Below are 16,813 nucleotides of genomic sequence, written 5' to 3'. Positions count from 1 at the left end.
GTCCTTTCATCGGGTCGCCCCACCTGCCGGGGCGGTCGCGGCGCGGGCGGCCTCACCGACATTGTCCATGACGACGGTGCGGACGACCTGTGCGGCCCAGTCGAGGATGTCACGGTCGCGCAGGGGGCGGCCGCCGACGGGCGCGGTCCTCGGCGCGGGCACGAGGAGGCTGCCGGTGGCGGCCTTGAGGACGGAGCGCGGGTAGAGGCGGTTCAGCCGCAGCTGCTGGCTCTCGCGCAGCTCGACCGGGCCGAAGCGGATGTTCGGCCCCTGCACGGAGATGTCGGCGATGCCGGCCGCGCGCGCGACCGTCCGGAGCCGGGCGACCTCGAGGAGGTTGCGCACCGGCTCGGGCACCGTGCCGTAGCGGTCGACGAGCTCGCCCTCGATCTCGGCGAGCTGAGCCTCGTCGACGACCGAGGCGAGCTTCTTGTACATCTCGAGCCGGAGCCGCTCGTGCGGAACGTAGTCGTGCGGCAGGTGCGCGTCGACCGGCAGCTCGATCTTGATCTCGGCCGGCGGCTCCTCGCCGTCGCCGCGGAACGAGGCCACGGCCTCGCCGACGAGGCGCACGTAGAGGTCGAACCCGACGCCGGCGATGTGCCCGGACTGCTCGCCTCCGAGGAGGTTGCCCGCACCGCGGATCTCGAGGTCCTTCATGGCGACCTGCATCCCGGACCCGAGGTCGGTGTTGCTCGCGATCGTCTGGAGCCGGTCGAGCGCGGTCTCGCTGAGCGGGGTCTCCGGTGGGTAGAGGAAGTAGGAGTACGCCCGCTCCCGGCCCCGGCCCACCCGCCCTCGGAGCTGGTGCAGCTGGGAGAGGCCGAGCCGGTCGGCTCGCTCGACGATGAGCGTGTTGGCGTTGCTGATGTCCAGACCGGTCTCGACGATCGTCGTGCAGACGAGGACGTCGAAGCGCTTCTCCCAGAAGTCGAGCACGACCTGCTCGAGACGGTGCTCCCCCATCTTCCCGTGGGCCGTGGCGACCCGGGCCTCCGGCACGAGCTCGCGCAGCCGGGCGGCGGCCTTCTCGATCGTCGACACCTTGTTGTGGACGAGGAACACCTGCCCCTCGCGCAGCAGCTCGCGCCGGACGGCCGCGGTGAGCGTCTTCTCGTCGTACGCGCCGACGTAGGTGAGTACGGGGTGGCGCTCCTCGGGCGGAGTGGCGAGGGTCGACATCTCGCGGATGCCGGTCACGGCCATCTCGAGGGTGCGCGGGATGGGCGTGGCCGACATCGCGAGGACGTCGACGGAGGTGCGCATCTCCTTGAGCCGCTCCTTGTGCTCGACCCCGAACCGCTGCTCCTCGTCGACGACGACGAGCCCGAGGTTCTTGAACCGGACCTCCTTGCCGAGGAGGCGGTGGGTGCCGATGACGAGGTCGACGGAGCCGTCGGCCAGCCCGGCGAGCACCGCGGTGGCCTCGGCGTCGGTCTGGAAGCGGGAGAGCGCCTTGACCACGACGGGGAAGCCCGCGTAGCGCTCGGCGAAGGTGTTGACGTGCTGCTGGACGAGCAGTGTGGTCGGGCAGAGCACCGCGACCTGGGTACCGTCCTGGATCGCCTTGAAGGCGGCCCGCACCGCGATCTCGGTCTTCCCGTAGCCCACGTCGCCGCACACGAGGCGGTCCATCGGGACCTCGCGCTCCATGTCGGCCTTGACCTCGTCGATGGTGCTCAGCTGGTCGGGGGTCTCGACGTGCGCGAAGGCGTCCTCGAGCTCGCGCTGCCACGGGGTGTCCGGGCCGAACGCGTGCCCCTTCGTGGCCATCCGCGCCGAGTAGAGGCGGATGAGCTCGGCCGCGATCTGCTTGACGTAGCGGCGCGCCCGCCCCTTCGTCTGCTGCCAGTCGGAGCCGCCCATCCTGTTGAGCGTCGGCTGCTCGCCGCCGACGTAGCGGGTCACCTGGTCCAGCTGGTCGGTGGGCACGTACAGCCGGTCCCCCGGCTGGCCGCGCTTGGAGGCCGCGTACTCGAGGACGAGGTACTCGCGGGTGGCGCCCTGGACGGTGCGCTGCACCATCTCGACGAACCGCCCGACCCCGTGCTGCTCGTGGACGACGAAGTCGCCGGGCCGGAGCTGGAGGGGGTCGACCTGGTTGCGCCGCCGCGACGGCATCCGGCGCATGTCCTTCGTCGAGGTGCCCGAGCCCCCCGCCGAGCCGGTGAGGTCGGCCTCGGTGACCACGGCGAGGCGGTCCTCGGGGACGAGGAAGCCCGCCGCGACGGCACCGGTGGTCACGGTGACCACCCCGGGGCCGGGAACGGCGTCGTCCGCGGCGAGCCGGGTCGACACCTCGTGCTCGGCGAGCACCTCGGTGACCCGCTTGGCGAGACCGGGCCCTTCGGTGACGGTGAGGACCGACCACCCGTCGGCGACGAGCCGGCGCAGCTCGTCCACGGCGTCCTCGGTGCTGCCACGGAAGGTGGGCGACGCGACGAGCCCGAGGTCGCGCAGGCCGTCCTCGCCGTCCCCGGAGAACGGGGTGAGGTCGAGCCAGCGGATGCCGAGGTCGCGGGCCTGTTCGCGCAGGTCGGCGATGGTGCGGAAGGAGGCCGTCCCGAGCACGGACTCGAGGTCGACGGGGACGGCACCCCCACCGGCGGCGTTGGCCCACCCCGCCTCGAGGAACTCCTCGCTCGTCGCGACGAGGTCGTGCGCCCGGGTGCGGATGCGCTCGGGGTCGCACGCGACGAGGACCGCGTCCCGCGGCAGCACCTCGAGAAGGGTCTCCATCCCGTCGACGAGGGCCGGGGTGAGCGCCTCCATCCCCTCGACGGCGATGCCGTGGGCCAGCCGGTCGAGGATGTCGGCGACGCCGGGCAGCCGGTCGGCGAGCGCCGCGGCCCGCTCCCGGACAGCCGACGTGAGCAGCAGCTCGCGGCACGGCGGCGCCCACAGCCCGTGCTCGGCGATCTCGAGGGAGCGCTGGTCGGCGACCTTGAACCAGCGGATCTCCTCGACGGTGTCTCCCCAGAACTCGAGCCGCAGCGGGTGCTCCTCGGTGGGCGGGAAGACGTCGAGGATGCCGCCGCGCACCGCGAACTCCCCGCGGCGCTCGACGAGGTCGACGCGGGCGTACGCCGCGGCCGCGAGGTCCTCGACGACCTGCTCGAGCGGCATGTCGTCGCCGGCCGACAACGCGACCGGACGGAGGCCGCCGAGTCCCTTGGCGACGGGCTGGAGCACGGCCCGCACCGGCGCCACGACGACGGAGAGCGCCCCGTGCGTCCGGTCGCCGGCGTCGGGGTGGGCCAGCCGGCGCAGCACCGACAGACGCTGGCCGACGGTGTCGCTGCGCGGGCTCAGGCGCTCGTGCGGCAACGTCTCCCACGAGGGGAAGAGCCCGACGGCGTCCGGGCCGAGGGACGTGGCGAGCGCGGCGTGGAGGTCCTCCGCCTCCCGGCCCGTGGCGGTGACCGCGAGCACCGGCGCCCCGGAGCCGCGCGGCGCGAGCGCCGCCAGGACGGCATGCCTCGCCCCCGGAGGGGCGGAGGCCTCGACCTCGGCGGACGGGACGTCGAGGGCCTCGGACAGGGCGGAGATGGCGGGGAGGGCGGCGACCCGGGAGCGCAACGAGGAGAGCGATGGCATGTCGGACGCCAGCGTAGTCCGCCCCGCCGACAGCCCCCGACCGGCGCCCTCCTCCGGCATACACCATTCGCCGGAAGGTGAAATGCAAAAACGTGAGAAATACCTCGAAGGTTCGACACATATCGGCCGAAAGGCGAATAAATGCCCGTTGGTCCCCATCTTCGGTCCCTGCCCGTACTAGCGTCCACGCCAGCCGCGCACCTCCCTCTCCCCTGTGACCCGCGCGGTCGTGACCCCACTGTCCGGTCACCCTGCCCGGACACTTCGCGCGGTGGGTCGCGCCGTGCTGGAGCCGTGATGTCCCTCTCCCCAGCCCCACACCTTTCCCTCCGAGCGGCAGCCGCCGTCCTCGTGGGGGCTGTGGCCGTCTCCCTCGCGGCTCCTCAGCCCCTGACCGTGGCCAGCAGTCCCGACGAGGCTCCGGAGGCCGTCACCGCGACGGCCTCGACGCCCGCCACTCCCGCAGGCACCCCACCCTCCGGGTCGGTCCCATCCCACGCCGCCGTCCCTGCTGCCTTCGGGCCGGAGGCCACCCCGGGACACTCGTCCTCACCGGCCGCGAAGTCCGAGCCGTCGCCGACACCGGAACCCGGCCGAGCCACGACCGCGCCGACGACATCGTCCAGCCCTTCGGCACCCGCGGCCGCGACACCGGCCCCCGCCCCCGTGGCCGACGAGCCCGCACCCGCACCGACGGTCTCGACCCCGAGCGGGACGGCCGACACGCAAGCCCTTGCGGAGGCCACCGAGATCGTCGCGGCGAGCGCAGCCGGTCGCCTCCTGCTCGGCAGCGTCGGCGACGTGACCACGCTGTCCTCGGCGGTCGGCGCCACCCTTCCTCGACACTCCTACGGCCACTTCCAGAAGGGCGTCCCGACGGGCGAGATGATCACCGTCAACGCCAGCGGCCTCTCCTGGCGCACCGTCGCCAACGCCGCACCGGGTTCGAGTCTGCACAACGACATGATCCGGTGGGCACGCACCATCAAGGCCCGCGGCGGAAGCATCCAGGTCGCCTTCGGCCACGAGCCCGAGACCAAGACCAAGCGCTACCTCGGCACGCCGGAGGAGTACCAGGCCGCCTACCGGAAGGTCGTCACCACCTTCCGGCAACAGGGCGTCAAGAACGTCCTGTGGGTCTTCCAGGCCACCGACTGGGGCTACCGGGCCAATCCGACGGCCAGCAACTACGCCCCGCGCTACTACCCCGGCGACGCGTACATCGACATCGTCGGAGCCGACGCCTACAACTGGGACGTCTGCGGCGAAGGCACCGGGAAGAACGTGTCGCTGTCCACGGTGGCGAGCGGCGTGCTCGCCTTCGCCAAGGCCCGCCAGAAGAAAGCATCCCTGCCCGAGTTCGCGGCGCACAGCTCGGTGGACCGCAGCAGGTGGCTCCACGACGGGTACGCCTGGCTCAAGGCCAACCGGGCGTACTTCGTCTCGGCGTTCTACTTCCAGCACCCCCCGACCAACCCGAGCAACGCCGACTGCCGCTGGTCACTGAGCAGGGCGAGCGAGTACCGGGCGCTGGCAGGTCTCGTCGAGGACGGCTGGTCGCTGCCCGATGTGCGGCGCTCGGCCGTCCTGGACCTCGAGGGTCGGCTCCGGACGACCTTACCCAACCAGCGACGCGGCGCGTGTGACCTCCTCAGTGCAGCGTCATCCGGAAGCAGCCCCGGTCCTTGCCGGCGGTGACGGAGATCCGCCACTCCCCGGCCTCCGGAAGCTCGAGGTCGGTGACGTAGTACTTCCACTGCTCGGCGTCGCCGAAGGAGTCACGGCTCGCCGTGACCTTCTCGCCGGACTCCTCGTGCTGGGCCACCACCGTGACGCCCGCCATCTCGGCGGTGTGCATCGGCACCCAGTAGAGGCGGACGGACTCCGGGTCGAGGTCGGCCCGCGTCGTGCCCCAGGCCTTGCGCGCCTCGTCGAACGGCCCGCCGACCACGTCGCCCGAGCGCAGGTCGCGGTGGTCGCCGACGGCGACGCAGGACCCGTCGCTCGTTCCGGAGACCCGCCCGAAGACGGCCGTCTGGCGACCGTCCTTCCCGGGCTCGGCGGACTCGGCCTCGGGACCGGACGGCTCGGCGGCCTCGGTGGCCTCCGCGGGGGTCGCCGGGTCCGCCGGGGCGTCCGTGCCCGTCCCGCGCTCGGGCCCCGGCGACGTGCGCTCGGGCCCCGGCGACGTGGGGCCGACCGCGCCGGACGCCGACGCGCTCCCCGACGTGGAGGCGGCGTCCGGGGTGCCTCCGTCACTGCAGCCCGCGACCCCGAGGACGAGGGCGGTGACCAGCGCGACCCTCGCTCGACGGAACCGTCGCGGCGTGACCGGTGTCGTCCCCGACGTCCTCATGACCTCGCCTCCAGGGTGATGGACCACGCGATGCCCCGGCTGCTCTGGACGTCGGTCCTGGCCGTGACTTCCTCGACGACGCCCGAGCGCGGACCGGCCGTGTCGCCGACGAACGCCGACACCCGGCCGCCGCCCGTCGAGTAGACCTTCTGGCGCCCGGTGACCCCTGTGCCTCCCGTCCACGACTCCGTGTCCGGCGACTTGTCGGCGAAGTACCAGACGACCCACGATCCGTTGGGCACCGTCACGGAGGGCGCCGAGTGCGTCGAGGTCGCGGCGTCGACCACCGTCGCGGTCTGGCCGACGGCTCCCACGTTGCGGTAGGCCGTGACGGCGAGCGCCGACTTGCGGCGGTCCTGGAAGGTGAGCCGGACATCGCTGCCGGCGTCTCCGGCGGCGGCGGTCCTGCTCCACACGAGCGTCGTCATGCCGGTCGTCTCCTTGCGCCCCACGAGCGTCCACCCGGTGGGGTCGGCGACGACGGGGCTGCTGCTCACGGTCGCCGTGAGGAGCAGCAGGTCGCCCGCCTCGGCACCCGCCGGCACCGTGACGGCCGGGGACTGCACGTTGGCGGCCGAGCCGCCGGCGTCGACGAAGCGGATCGGCTGCTCCGGCGGCGGCGTCACCTCGACCGTCACCTGCCGGGTCGTGGTGTCGGTGCCGGAGCGGTCGTCGGTGACGGTCAGGGTGACGGCGTAGGTGCCGGGGTCGGCGAACGTGTGCCGCGCCGTCCGCCCTTTGGCGGTGGCCCCCCCGAAGTCCCAGGCGTAGGACTCGATGGTGCCGTCGGCGTCCGCCGAGCCCGAGGCGTCGACGTCGCAGGTGAGGTCGACGCACGACACCGTGAAGTCGGCCGTGGGGGCCGTGTTCTCCCGCAGCGCCGCGGTGGCGGTGAGGAACAGCGCCCGCCCACGCCAGTCGGTGCCGGAGTCCGCCGGGCCGTCGACGGTCGTCGGGGACCCGGTCGGCACACCGTCGGTCAGCGCGATGCGGTCGAGCGTGCCGTCGGAGGAGACGAAGTACAGCTGCCCGCCGGCCACGAACATCCCGGACGTGCCGCGCCACGAGCGCCCACCGTTGGCCGTGAAGACCTCCGAGCCGATGATCCCGCTGTCGGTGTTGAACCAGCGCCAGTAGAGGTTCGGGTTGCGCGACCGGGTGTAGTACAGCCGGCCGTCCGCGTACGCCATGCCGGTGACACCGCTCATCTGGCGGTAGAGCGCGACGTCCTTGCCGTCGTAGGTGTTGCCGCTGCCGGTGTCGACCCCCGCCCAGGTCGGGTCGTCGTACGGGTCGACGACCTTCTCGGCGCCGAGTGCGCCGTCCTCGAAGGACCGCGAGCGCAGGTCACCCGAGCGGTTGCCGTACCAGAGCCTGCCGCCGGCGACGAAGGCGCCCCGGACCTGCGTCCAGTCGATCCCTTGGTCGGACACGTCCCGGGGGCTCCCCGCGCCGCGCGTCGTGAGCTCGACCGCCCGCAGCGCGCTCGCCCCGGAAGGATCGGACCCTCCGCCACCGATGTAGGCGGTCCCGGGCACACCCGGTGTGGCGTCCGACGCCTCCGGCTTCCCACCTGCCAGCGGGAAGAACGCGAGCTTCGGCCGGCGGTACTCGAAGTTGCCGACCCAGTCGGTGTTGCTGCCCATCCAGAGGCCGGTGGCGGTCGGGTACAGGGCGTACACGGCCGTGCCGCGGGGGTTGCGCCCCGGGTTCCACGAGATCGGGACGCCGGTCTCGGTGTTGAGCGCCGCCAGGCCGGGCCTCGGCACCGCACCCTGGGCGGCTTCGTCGGCACCGGAGCTGTTGTTCATCCAGCGCTGGTGACCTCCGACGTAGACCGCGGTCTCGGTGACGGAGACCCCCCAGAGGGTGTCACCACCGGAGGCGTTGACCCAGGTCGGCTGGATGTCGTCGCCCGAGGCGCCGACCTCGAAGCGCGCGGCAGCGTCGCACAACGTCCCCGCGGAGGGCCCACCGGTCGTGGCGACGACGAAGTAGGAGCCGTCGGGCGAGACGCTCACTCCGCGCATGTAGGTGTCGAAGGCCCAGTTGAAGCAGTAGGGCTCGTACCGGCGGGTGCGCCAGGTCGGGGCCACCACGGGGCTCGACCCGAGGTCGACGACGACGAGCTGGTCGCGAGGCAGACCGTCGACGGTCTTGAAGTTGCCGATCGCCACGAGCCGTGAGCCATCGGGGACGGCGTCGAGGTCACGCACGCCGATGGCGCCCTGCGCCCCGGAGCCGGAGTCGTTGTGGTGGCCGTCCACCTGCACCGAGAGGGAGTGGTCGATGGCGCCGGTGGTGGCGTCGAAGGCGGCGAGACCGCCGTGCGGGCGGTTGCCCGCCGCCGTGAAGTTCCCTCCGGCGTACAGCCGGTTCCCCGCGCGGGTGATCGCGTTGACCACGCCGTTGATCCCCGGTGTGGAGAAGCCCGCGACCAGCTGGCCGGTGGAGACGTCGAGGAGCGCGATCCGGTTGGCGACCTGGCCGTTGACCCGGGTGAACCGGCCCGCGACGTATACCGTCCCGGTCGTGGGGCCGGGGAGGACGTCCTCGACCGACCCGTCGAAGGTGGGGGCGAACCCGCCGACGAGGGCCCCGCTCGAGGCGTTGAACGCGAACGCGCCGGCGCGCGCGACGCTCGAGCGGCCGGGCGGTGTGACACCGGTGAAGCTCCCGACGGCGACGACGGTGCTGCCCGTCTGGGCGATGCCCAGCACGGACCCGTCGTCGACGGCGGGTGTGCCGGTGGCGGGCTCGGCCGACACGACGCTGTCGTGCTGCGGTGCCGACACGGCGGTGGTGCTCGCGACGGAGAGCATCCCGAGGAACGTCACCGCCGCGAGCAGCAGTGCGAGTGGTCGTCGAACGTGAGTGGACATGGCTAGCTCCGGGAGACACGGCCGCAGCAGCTGCGGGAGGAGGCTCGGACCGGGGAGGACGCCCGGTCCGTCGGTGCCAGGGAGGCGACGCCGACGTGCTGCGTCAGCTGGAGTGCGGTGGCCGCGAGAGAAGGACGCCGTGCGTCCGCCGGCCGTCGGCACATGGCCGTGGAGCGCCCGTCCGGGCATGGGTGATGACGGCCGCACCCGGCCGTCCGTGGGGAACCCGGGACACGGGTACCCGTCGGGCGCGCACTAACGCCCAGAGCACTGCTCATCGAACCGTCGACCCCTGCTATCGATGGAGTTCGAAGTGGTCGGGGGCGAGGTCCGTCGGAACGGGCCCTGCTCCCGTCGATCTTCGCGTCGCGATCAGCCCTGCACCGGTCGCGGCGACTGGGAAGTCATGATATTTCACCCCGCCGAATCCGCAAGACCCCCGGCGGGACCATCTCCCGAGCCGCGCGGCGGACGGTCCGGTCCGGGACCGTCAGCCGCGCGGCGTGGCGGCGTTCCGGGACACCGGCCGGTAGCGGTACGCCGCGAGCAAGGGAGAGGTCAGGGCCGAGACGACCGCCTTCTGCCGCAACGGCATCCGCTCTGTCCACGAGTCGTCACGCCGGACGTCGACCGCTCCGGTGCGGAACCGCGAGGGGTTGCCGCTCGCGGTGTGCACGGTCTCGAGCCGCAGGGTGCGGTCGTCGGCGCCGAACACCGCATCGCGGTCGTACTCGAGGTGGGCGAAGGCCGCCGTGCGGCGCACCGCCACCTCCGGCGCGTCGGCGAAGTCCTCGTAGCGGAGGTTCAGCGTCGGCACACCCCGCAGCCGCAGTGCCTCGAGCAGCACGTGGTGCCCGCTGTACAGCGCACCCATGTAGGTCGGCGAGTACCGGGGCATGTATGCCTCGGAGTCCGTGACCTCCGGGCGCCGCACGACCTTGGTCCACGAGTACGCGACGGCGCGCGGGTCGCGCAGGATGTGGACGAGCGACAGGTCGACCCGCGGTGAGCGGGCCAGGAGGTAGGCCAGCGAGGTGACCTTCGAGGAGTCCACGACGACGTCGCACCCGGACACCTCGCGCACCGCGGCGTAGAGCCGTTCGTAGTACGACACGTACTCGGCGGCCGCGCGGTGCCAGGACGCGGTGTGCACGCCGAGGAGGAGTCCCGGGACGTGCTTGACGTCGTCGGCCTTGCGGCGGAGCGCGGCCACGTGGTCGGTGTCGACGTTCGCCCAGCCTCCGAAGGCACGCTCGCCGACCTCGGTCCAGAACGGGCAGCGGGAGAACGCCACCCCACAGCCGCAGCGCTCGTCGTTGACCACGCCCCGCTGCCACATGTAGACGGTCTCCCCGATCCCGCAGACCCCGGGGAGCTGGGCCAGGGCCCGTTCGAGGAGCGTCGAGCCACTGCGGCCCATCCCCCCGACGTAGACGACGCGTCCCGCGCTCATGCCGACACCTCCGTGGGTCCGGACCGCTCGTCGCGGCGCAGCCGTGGTGGGAGCAGGTACCCGAAGAAGACGTGGATCATGACCCATCCGTAGTAGGCCTCGGCGGCACGCTGACCGTAGTCGATGACGGAGTCGACCGGACCGGCGAGGTCCTGGCGTGCCCACCGCGCGGCGAGGTTCACCGACACGGCGAGCACGAGGAGCGCCCCGATCCACACGAGCCGCAGGACGGGGCGGTCCGGCCGCTCCGGCTCGAGGACGGTGCGGTCCGCGACGTCGAGGGCGATCGGGGCGAGGAGCGCGGGCACGATGCTCTCGGCCTGGTCCAGGACGATCCGGGTGTCGAAGAGGAGGGCCACGACGAGAAGTCCCCCCAGGGTGACCAGTGGCGCGTACCGCAGCGGCCGGGGCAGCAGGAGGTACGGCCAGAGCAGCGCCACCCCGAAGGCCGACTCGTTGAGCGTGACGACGGACGACGGCCACGGACCGAGCAGCAGCGCACACCCCACGCCGGCCAGCACCAGGGTGCCGACCGCGGCTGCCGCCGGACGGGAGGCGGCTCGTAGCGCGGCGGGACGGGCGTACTGGACGAGCGCCGCCGCTGACAGGGCGTAGGCGAGGGCCTCGCTGTTGTGCCCGACCTGACCCGCGAGCCCGCCCGGGAGGATCGCACGGTGCAGACCGGTGACGACGACGAGCAGGGCGAGCACCCCGAGGCCGTACGCCACGGCGGCGACCCGGGTGCTCGTCACCCGGAGCGGTGTGGAACCCATCCCCGGGCCTAGCCGCGCCAGCTCGGTGTCCGGCCCCACCACGCGGCCAGGCGCTCGTCGTGATCCTCGAAGTAGGACTCGAGGCGCTCGCGCAGCGCGCCCTCCAGGGAGCGCCGGGGACGGGCGTTGCGCTTCTCGAACGTCTGCGAGTCCCATGGGCCGAGCCCCAGGAAGTCGCCCACGCCCCGCAGGACGGGCCCGGCGTCGAGGAAGAGCTCGTCGCTGTCGACGACGAGGATCCGGTCCCGCCCCAGATGGGCCGCCAGCCGTTCCAGCTGCTCGGCGTAGTGCCCGCGGGAGAGGTAGGCGTTGTGCTGGTGCTCGAGCGACACGTGGTGGGGGTCGCGGGCGAAGCGCTCCTCCACCCCGGCCAGCCGTTCGGGCTCGAGCTCGAGCGCCCGCTCGAAGGACTCGGTCTCGAAGCCCCGGGCGGACTCGTGGGTGTACGCCGAGTACGCGCGCTCCACCGGGTCTCGGAGCATGACGACGACCTTGGCGTGCGGCAGGTCCCGCGCGATCCGCTCGGGCGCGAGCGGGTGGAACATGTAGTACGGGCTGGCCTCGCCGGTCACCGGGCGCCGGCCCGTCCGCCGGGCGACCCGGGCGGCGGTGGCCCGCAGGGGGAAGTGCGCCCGGTACCACTGCGGCCCGCGGTCGTAGGCCGTGTCGAAGTAGTGGACGCCCTTGTGCAGCCCGGCCGGGAGGACGTCCGGATGGCGCGTGAGCGTGCGGTAGAGGGACGTCGTGCCGGCGCGCTGCGCCCCGACGACGAGGAAGTCCGGCTCCATCCGGGACGACGCCGTGAGACGTCCCACCACGGCCGACGCCCGGCGCGCGCGTCCGTGGGCCCACTGCGCCGCGGGTCCGCGCTCAGCCATCGGCGCTCCTCGAGGACGGGGCCGTCGCGGCCAGCGGACGCATCCAGTGCCGGGGGTCCCCGCCGGCAGTCCCGGTGCGGCCCTGCTGGTCCCGGGAGAACCGCGCCGCGAGCTCGGCCAGGTAGAGCGTCGCGACGCCCGCGGCGGCAGAGGGGCCGACGCCGAGCGGGCCGAGCAGCGACGGTGCGCGATGGAGCAGCGCGACGGCGGGCTCGACACGCGGGGACCGCTCGCGCAGCATCGGGAGGAAGACGTGGTGCAGGGCGTCGAACCCGACGGGAACCCCCTGCTCGTAGCGCTCCCAGTCCCACACGAGGACCCGGCGCGCGGCCGTGGTCGCGGCGTTGAAGGCGCTGAGGTCGCCGTGCCAGGCGCCGGTGGAGAGCTCGAGGTCGTCCGGGACCCGGCTGTCGAGCACGCCTGCCGCCAGTGCCCGCAGCTCGGGGTCCTCGACGGCAGCCACCCGTTCCCGCAGCGTGCCCCGGTAGGCGCAGTCGCGCCACTGCCCGTTCCACCGGGGCCCGGTGTCGGCGATGTCCCGGATCGCCTCCCGGAACAGCTCGTGGTCCAGGCCGGGACCCTGCTCCCACACCGGGAGGGCCGACTGGACGACGACCGGCAGGCCGTCCCACTCGAGCTCGGCCAGGAGCCGGGGCGGGTCGACGACGCCGAGGTCCGCCGACCCGAGGATCCGCAGCGTCTCGGCCTCCCGCGCCGCGAGTGCCGCCGCCAGGGGGGTGATGCCGACCTTCGCGAAGCCCACCACGCGGCCGGCGGCGTCGAGGACCTGCAGCACCGGCTTGCGGTTGGCGCGCGGGGGGCCGAGGAACATCCCCGTGACGACCGGGTGCCCGAACACCTCGGCGAGGGCCCCGTCGATACCCTGCCCCGCGCCCGTCAGGGCCACGCGTGAGCCCACGAGGCGTCCTGCGCCGAGGCGGAGCCCGAAGGACATCCCGGTCGTCCGGACGCGGTCGGTGCGGCCGACCGTCCGGCGGCTGTGCCGCAGCGCACTGGAGGCGAGCGGCGCGGCAGCCGGGAGGACGACACGGGCCTCGGCGAGCGAGGGCAGCGCGAGCAGGTCCCCGCCCCGGGAGCCCCTGGGCACCGGCTGCGGCTCGGGGTACAGGCGGCCCAGGACGGAGATGACGTCGGTGCCCACGTCCGGGTCGTCGGCCATGTCAGGTGTTCGTGGACCAGGCGTTCCCGCCCTGGCCGCCACCGCGCCGTCGCGCACGCTTGGACCCGAGACGCCGGATCGCCTGCCCTCTCGGGCCGCGCAACCGCGGCGCGTGGGCATCGGTGGCCGCGACGCCGCCGACGGAGCCGGCGTCCGAGGCCGGCCGGACGGGCCGGGCGGCGGCGTTGGTGGCGGCCGGGACGGGCGCCGGGGCGGGCGGCTCCTGCGCGGGAGCCTGCTCGGCGGACGGCTCCTGCGCGGGAGGCTGCTCGGCGGACGGCTCCTGCGCGGGAGGCTCGTCGACGGGGCGCTCGGGCACGGGCGGCTCGTCGCCCACCGTGCCACCCCGGCCGTGCGCGTCGTCCTCGACGGTCCCGCGCCCCTCGGGGGCGGGCGTCCGAGGCCGCGGCTCCGGCTCCTCGCCCTCGGTGGCCGGCGCCTGGGCCTGCGGCTTCTCGCCCTCCGTGGCCGGCTCCTCGGCATCGTCGTCGTCCACCGCCGCGTCGTGGGACGCGTCGGCGTCGGCCGCGGGGTCGTCCGGGTCCGGCTCGTGGCCCTCGCCGGTCTCGGTGTGCGGGACCCCCATGAGCTCCGACAGGCTGGCACTCGGCGTGATGATCGGTGTGGCCGGGGTCGTTCCCGGCTCGTCCTGGACGGTCGCGACGACGGCGCCGAGGACGACCGCGGACACGTGTGAGAGCTGGTCCAGGGCGTCGACGACCTCCTGCCGCTGCGAGGACTCGGCAGTGGTCACGAGAAGCACCCCGTAGCCCAGCGCCGCGAGGGACTGCGCGTCGGCGTTGACGGCCGTGGGGGCGACGTCGATGACGAGGACCTGCGTCGAGGCGGCGAGAGCGGCGAAGGCCTCGCGGGTGCGCCGGGTCTGCAGCAGCTCGAGGGACAGCGACGGGCTGGAGCCCTGGGTCACGACCCGCAGGTTCTCGATGCCCGGGACCGGGACGGCGACCTGGGCGGCCGTGGCCTCGGTACGGACCAGCTCGGCCAGCCCGGGCCGCCCCGCGGCCACGAGCTCCTCACCGATGACGGAGTGGAAGGGGTTCGCGCACACGTACACGACGTCCACGCCACTGCGGGCCAGGGCCTCCGCGAGGTGGAAGGACACCGCGGAGCCGGTGTCGTCGTCGCTGACGCCCGCGACGAGCACCTCGCCCTCCTCGCTGTGGAGCTGCGGGAGCAGACCGTTGCGGAGCTGGCGCAGCGTCTCGGTGTTCCGCGCCCCGGAGCCGGCGGCCCAGAGCTCCCCGGGACGGCCGACGTCGACCCGCTCGACGAGCGCGTCGAGACCCAGGCGCTCGAGGTCACGGCGCCCGCGGACCCGCTTGTCCGCGCGGTCGAGGCCGAACGCCAGCATGAGCCCGAGCACGAGGCCTCCGACCAGCCCGCTCACGGTCAGGATCGGCACGTTCGGGGTGGACGGCGTGGACGGGAGCTGGGCCTCGGTGATGATGTCGCCGGGGTTCACCGTCGCGGTCCGCAGCTGGAGGAGCTCGGACTCCAGGCGCCCGATCTGCGAGATCAGCAGGTCCCGCTGGGACGACACGATCGGGATGTCCGGGCTGTCCTTGGGCAGCTTGTTGAGCCGGTCCACGACCGTGGTGAGCTGCTCGCGCGCGTCGTCGGCCTGCTTCTGGATGCTCTCGCGGGTGGCGGAGGTCCGCCGGTCCGCGACGTCCCGCCGGTTCGTCAGGTAGGCCTCACCGAACTCCTGGGCGCCGTCCCGGGCGGCGCGCGGCGACGTGGCGTTGTAGGAGATGTTGAGGACCGAGGTGTTGGGGGGCACCGTGACCGAGACGTGCTGGGCGAGGGACCGCGACGAGTCGTCGACCCCCGGGCCGAGCTGCTCGAGGGCCAGCTGGGCGACCGCGGTGGAGCGAACGATCTGGGCCTCGGTGTCGAGGTTGAGCGCCGAGGAGGTCCGGCCGTTCTGCACCGCACCGTCCTCGCCGACCGACTGCACCTGGACCGAGACCGTGGAGGTGTACGTCTTCGGGAGGACGAGGACGGCGACGACGGCGCTCAGCACCCCGACGGCGACCCCGAGGAGGATGGCCCGCCAGCGGCGCCGGACCACGGCGGCGTAGTCGGCGACCTCGATGTCGGCCTCGCTTCTCGGCACACTCACGGACGAGGCCTTTCTCGGACGTCGGGGAGGAGCAGCGGTGGCGGAGTGCGCTCCGGGCGTGTCATGGTACGGGACCTCCCCAGGTCGGCGGGTGACGACCCGGGAGAGCCGGGCCGGTGGGACGAGGCTCGCGACTCCCGCCAGAGCAGACCGAGCGCGAGGGTGGGGACGAGCATGCCCGTGGACACGTCGTAGAAGAGGCTGAACAACGCCGTCATGACGAGCACGGTCGTCGCCGCGGAGACCATGACCGTGCGGCGGGAGCGCGCATGCCACCACATGACGACACCGAACGCAAAGAAGAGCGCTGCTCCGACGTACCCGGTGGTGACGAGGAGCCGGTAGAGGAAGCCGTTCATCCCGATGCTCGCGTTGCCGCACTGCGGGCACTCCCTGCTCTTGCCCACCGCGATCGACGCCGCCGACCCGTAGGTGGCCCGGGTACTCCCGAAACCGACGAGGGGCGAGCGCGCCGACAGCTCGAAGGCCTTGCGCGCGGTGAACTCGCGGATGGTGTCGCTGCGCCCGGCCGCGAGACGCTGCTCGACGACCGTCCCGAGCGGCGTCGTGACGACGGTGCCGAGCCCGATCGCGACGGCGAGCGCGAGCGCACCGACGAGCGCGAACCGGCCTCGGAGCGCCAGGCGCACCCCGACGAAGCACACCCCCACGGCCACGCCGAGCCAGGCGGCCCGGTTCAGCGAGTACACGAGTGTCACCGCGCCCGCCACGAGCACGAGGAGCCACGCGAGGGATGCGAGGACCCCACGCGCGTAGCGCCAGGTCGCGACGAAGAAGACGCCGAGCAGCGTCAGGTGGAAGGCCCAGTCGTTCGTGTACGCGAAGGGTGCCGCCGGACGCGGCGTGCGGTCGCCGAGGACCGCCTGGAGCTGGGCCGCGCGCGGGTGCACGAGGTTCTGCACGTAGAACTGCTCGCTGATGGAGCGGGGCAGGACCATCTCGAACAGCGACGTGAAGCTGAACGTCGGGGCGAGCAGGCCCAGCACGCCACCTGCGACGACGACGACGAAGAACCACCCACCGAGCCGCAGGATCCGGTCGCGAGGCAGCTCGTCCTCGTCGAGGTTGCCGATGAAGAGCAGCAGCACCGTGGTCGACAGGTAGGACAGCTCGCGCATCCCGAACCCGAAGAGGCGGGACGCGGCCGAGCTCGGGACGTAACCCGGCGGGTCGACACCCAGCAGCAGGATGCCCATGGCGCTCCACACGAGGAAGACCGCCCACACCGCGAACCCGCGCGGCAGGCGGATCGGCCTCCGCAGGAGGAGCACCCCCAGCATGGGGACGGCCATGATCGTCATCGCGAACTGGGAGAGCCCGAGCACCCAGAACACCGGGTACCCCGCGACGAGCAGCGTGAGCATCCACGCGGGGTTGCGCCGGGTCCGCGTCCGGGCACCGCGTGCGGGCACGCCGGAGCGGCGTGCGGCCGGACCCACGTGGTCCAGCACGGTCGTGCTCATGGTCGGCGTCTCCCTGCTCGGCGATCTGGCCCACGGCCGGCCCGCCAGCCAGGCTACGACAGGATCG

Annotated in this window: 11 protein-coding genes; 1 reads left to right on the top strand and 10 read right to left on the bottom strand. The window is 73.3% G+C overall.

Translation table 11 applies throughout. The annotated features are described in order from the left end of the window. Positions 1–6: 6 nt before the first annotated feature. Both mfd and JQN72_RS00455 read right to left on the bottom strand, forming a co-directional pair. On the bottom strand, positions 7–3,597 hold the full coding sequence (gene mfd / locus JQN72_RS00460; RefSeq protein WP_204133181.1) for a transcription-repair coupling factor: 3,591 nt from the start codon (positions 3,595–3,597) through the stop codon (positions 7–9). A gap of 383 nt (positions 3,598–3,980) precedes the next feature. Next, positions 3,981–4,322, bottom strand: coding sequence for a hypothetical protein (locus JQN72_RS00455; protein ID WP_204133180.1), 342 nt, complete (start codon positions 4,320–4,322; stop codon positions 3,981–3,983). Positions 4,323–4,398: 76 nt separating this feature from the next. Here JQN72_RS00455 and JQN72_RS00450 point away from each other — a divergent pair, with 76 nt between their 5' ends. Next, on the top strand, positions 4,399–5,295 hold the full coding sequence (locus JQN72_RS00450) for a glycosyl hydrolase (protein WP_204133179.1): 897 nt from the start codon (positions 4,399–4,401) through the stop codon (positions 5,293–5,295). Here JQN72_RS00450 and JQN72_RS00445 read toward each other — a convergent pair. From JQN72_RS00445 to JQN72_RS00410, 8 genes are all read right to left on the bottom strand, one after another. Beyond that, positions 5,249–5,953: a hypothetical protein gene (locus JQN72_RS00445; protein ID WP_204133178.1), complete on the bottom strand. Its 705-nt coding sequence runs from the start codon at positions 5,951–5,953 to the stop codon at positions 5,249–5,251. The two genes, JQN72_RS00450 and JQN72_RS00445, sit on opposite strands and share 47 nt — an antisense overlap. Continuing rightward, positions 5,950–8,835: a PKD domain-containing protein gene (locus tag JQN72_RS00440; RefSeq protein WP_204133177.1), complete on the bottom strand. Its 2,886-nt coding sequence runs from the start codon at positions 8,833–8,835 to the stop codon at positions 5,950–5,952. The genes JQN72_RS00445 and JQN72_RS00440 overlap by 4 nt, the downstream gene beginning before the upstream one ends. A gap of 490 nt (positions 8,836–9,325) precedes the next feature. Then, positions 9,326–10,288, bottom strand: coding sequence for a hypothetical protein (locus tag JQN72_RS00435; RefSeq protein ID WP_204133176.1), 963 nt, complete (start codon positions 10,286–10,288; stop codon positions 9,326–9,328). After that, positions 10,285–11,061: a hypothetical protein gene (locus JQN72_RS00430; RefSeq protein WP_204133175.1), complete on the bottom strand. Its 777-nt coding sequence runs from the start codon at positions 11,059–11,061 to the stop codon at positions 10,285–10,287. Before JQN72_RS00430 ends, JQN72_RS00435 begins: the two co-directional genes overlap by 4 nt. Positions 11,062–11,069: 8 nt before the next feature. After that, positions 11,070–11,939: a sulfotransferase gene (locus JQN72_RS00425; protein WP_204133174.1), complete on the bottom strand. Its 870-nt coding sequence runs from the start codon at positions 11,937–11,939 to the stop codon at positions 11,070–11,072. Next, the gene (locus tag JQN72_RS00420; protein WP_204133173.1) at positions 11,932–13,119 is read right to left on the bottom strand and encodes a hypothetical protein; all 1,188 of its coding nucleotides are present in this window, start codon (positions 13,117–13,119) and stop codon (positions 11,932–11,934) included. The genes JQN72_RS00425 and JQN72_RS00420 overlap by 8 nt, the downstream gene beginning before the upstream one ends. Position 13,120: 1 nt before the next feature. Next, positions 13,121–15,262 (bottom strand): Wzz/FepE/Etk N-terminal domain-containing protein, encoded by a 2,142-nt coding sequence (locus JQN72_RS00415; protein WP_204133172.1) that lies wholly within the window; start codon positions 15,260–15,262, stop codon positions 13,121–13,123. Further along, the gene (locus tag JQN72_RS00410; protein ID WP_204133171.1) at positions 15,259–16,746 is read right to left on the bottom strand and encodes an O-antigen ligase; all 1,488 of its coding nucleotides are present in this window, start codon (positions 16,744–16,746) and stop codon (positions 15,259–15,261) included. The genes JQN72_RS00415 and JQN72_RS00410 overlap by 4 nt, the downstream gene beginning before the upstream one ends. Positions 16,747–16,813: the final 67 nt, after the last annotated feature.

The organism is Phycicoccus sp. CSK15P-2 (assembly GCF_016888005.1).
In the GTDB taxonomy this organism is placed as follows: Bacteria; Actinomycetota; Actinomycetes; order Actinomycetales; family Dermatophilaceae; genus Phycicoccus.
This window is presented reverse-complemented; position numbering and strand designations above follow the sequence as displayed.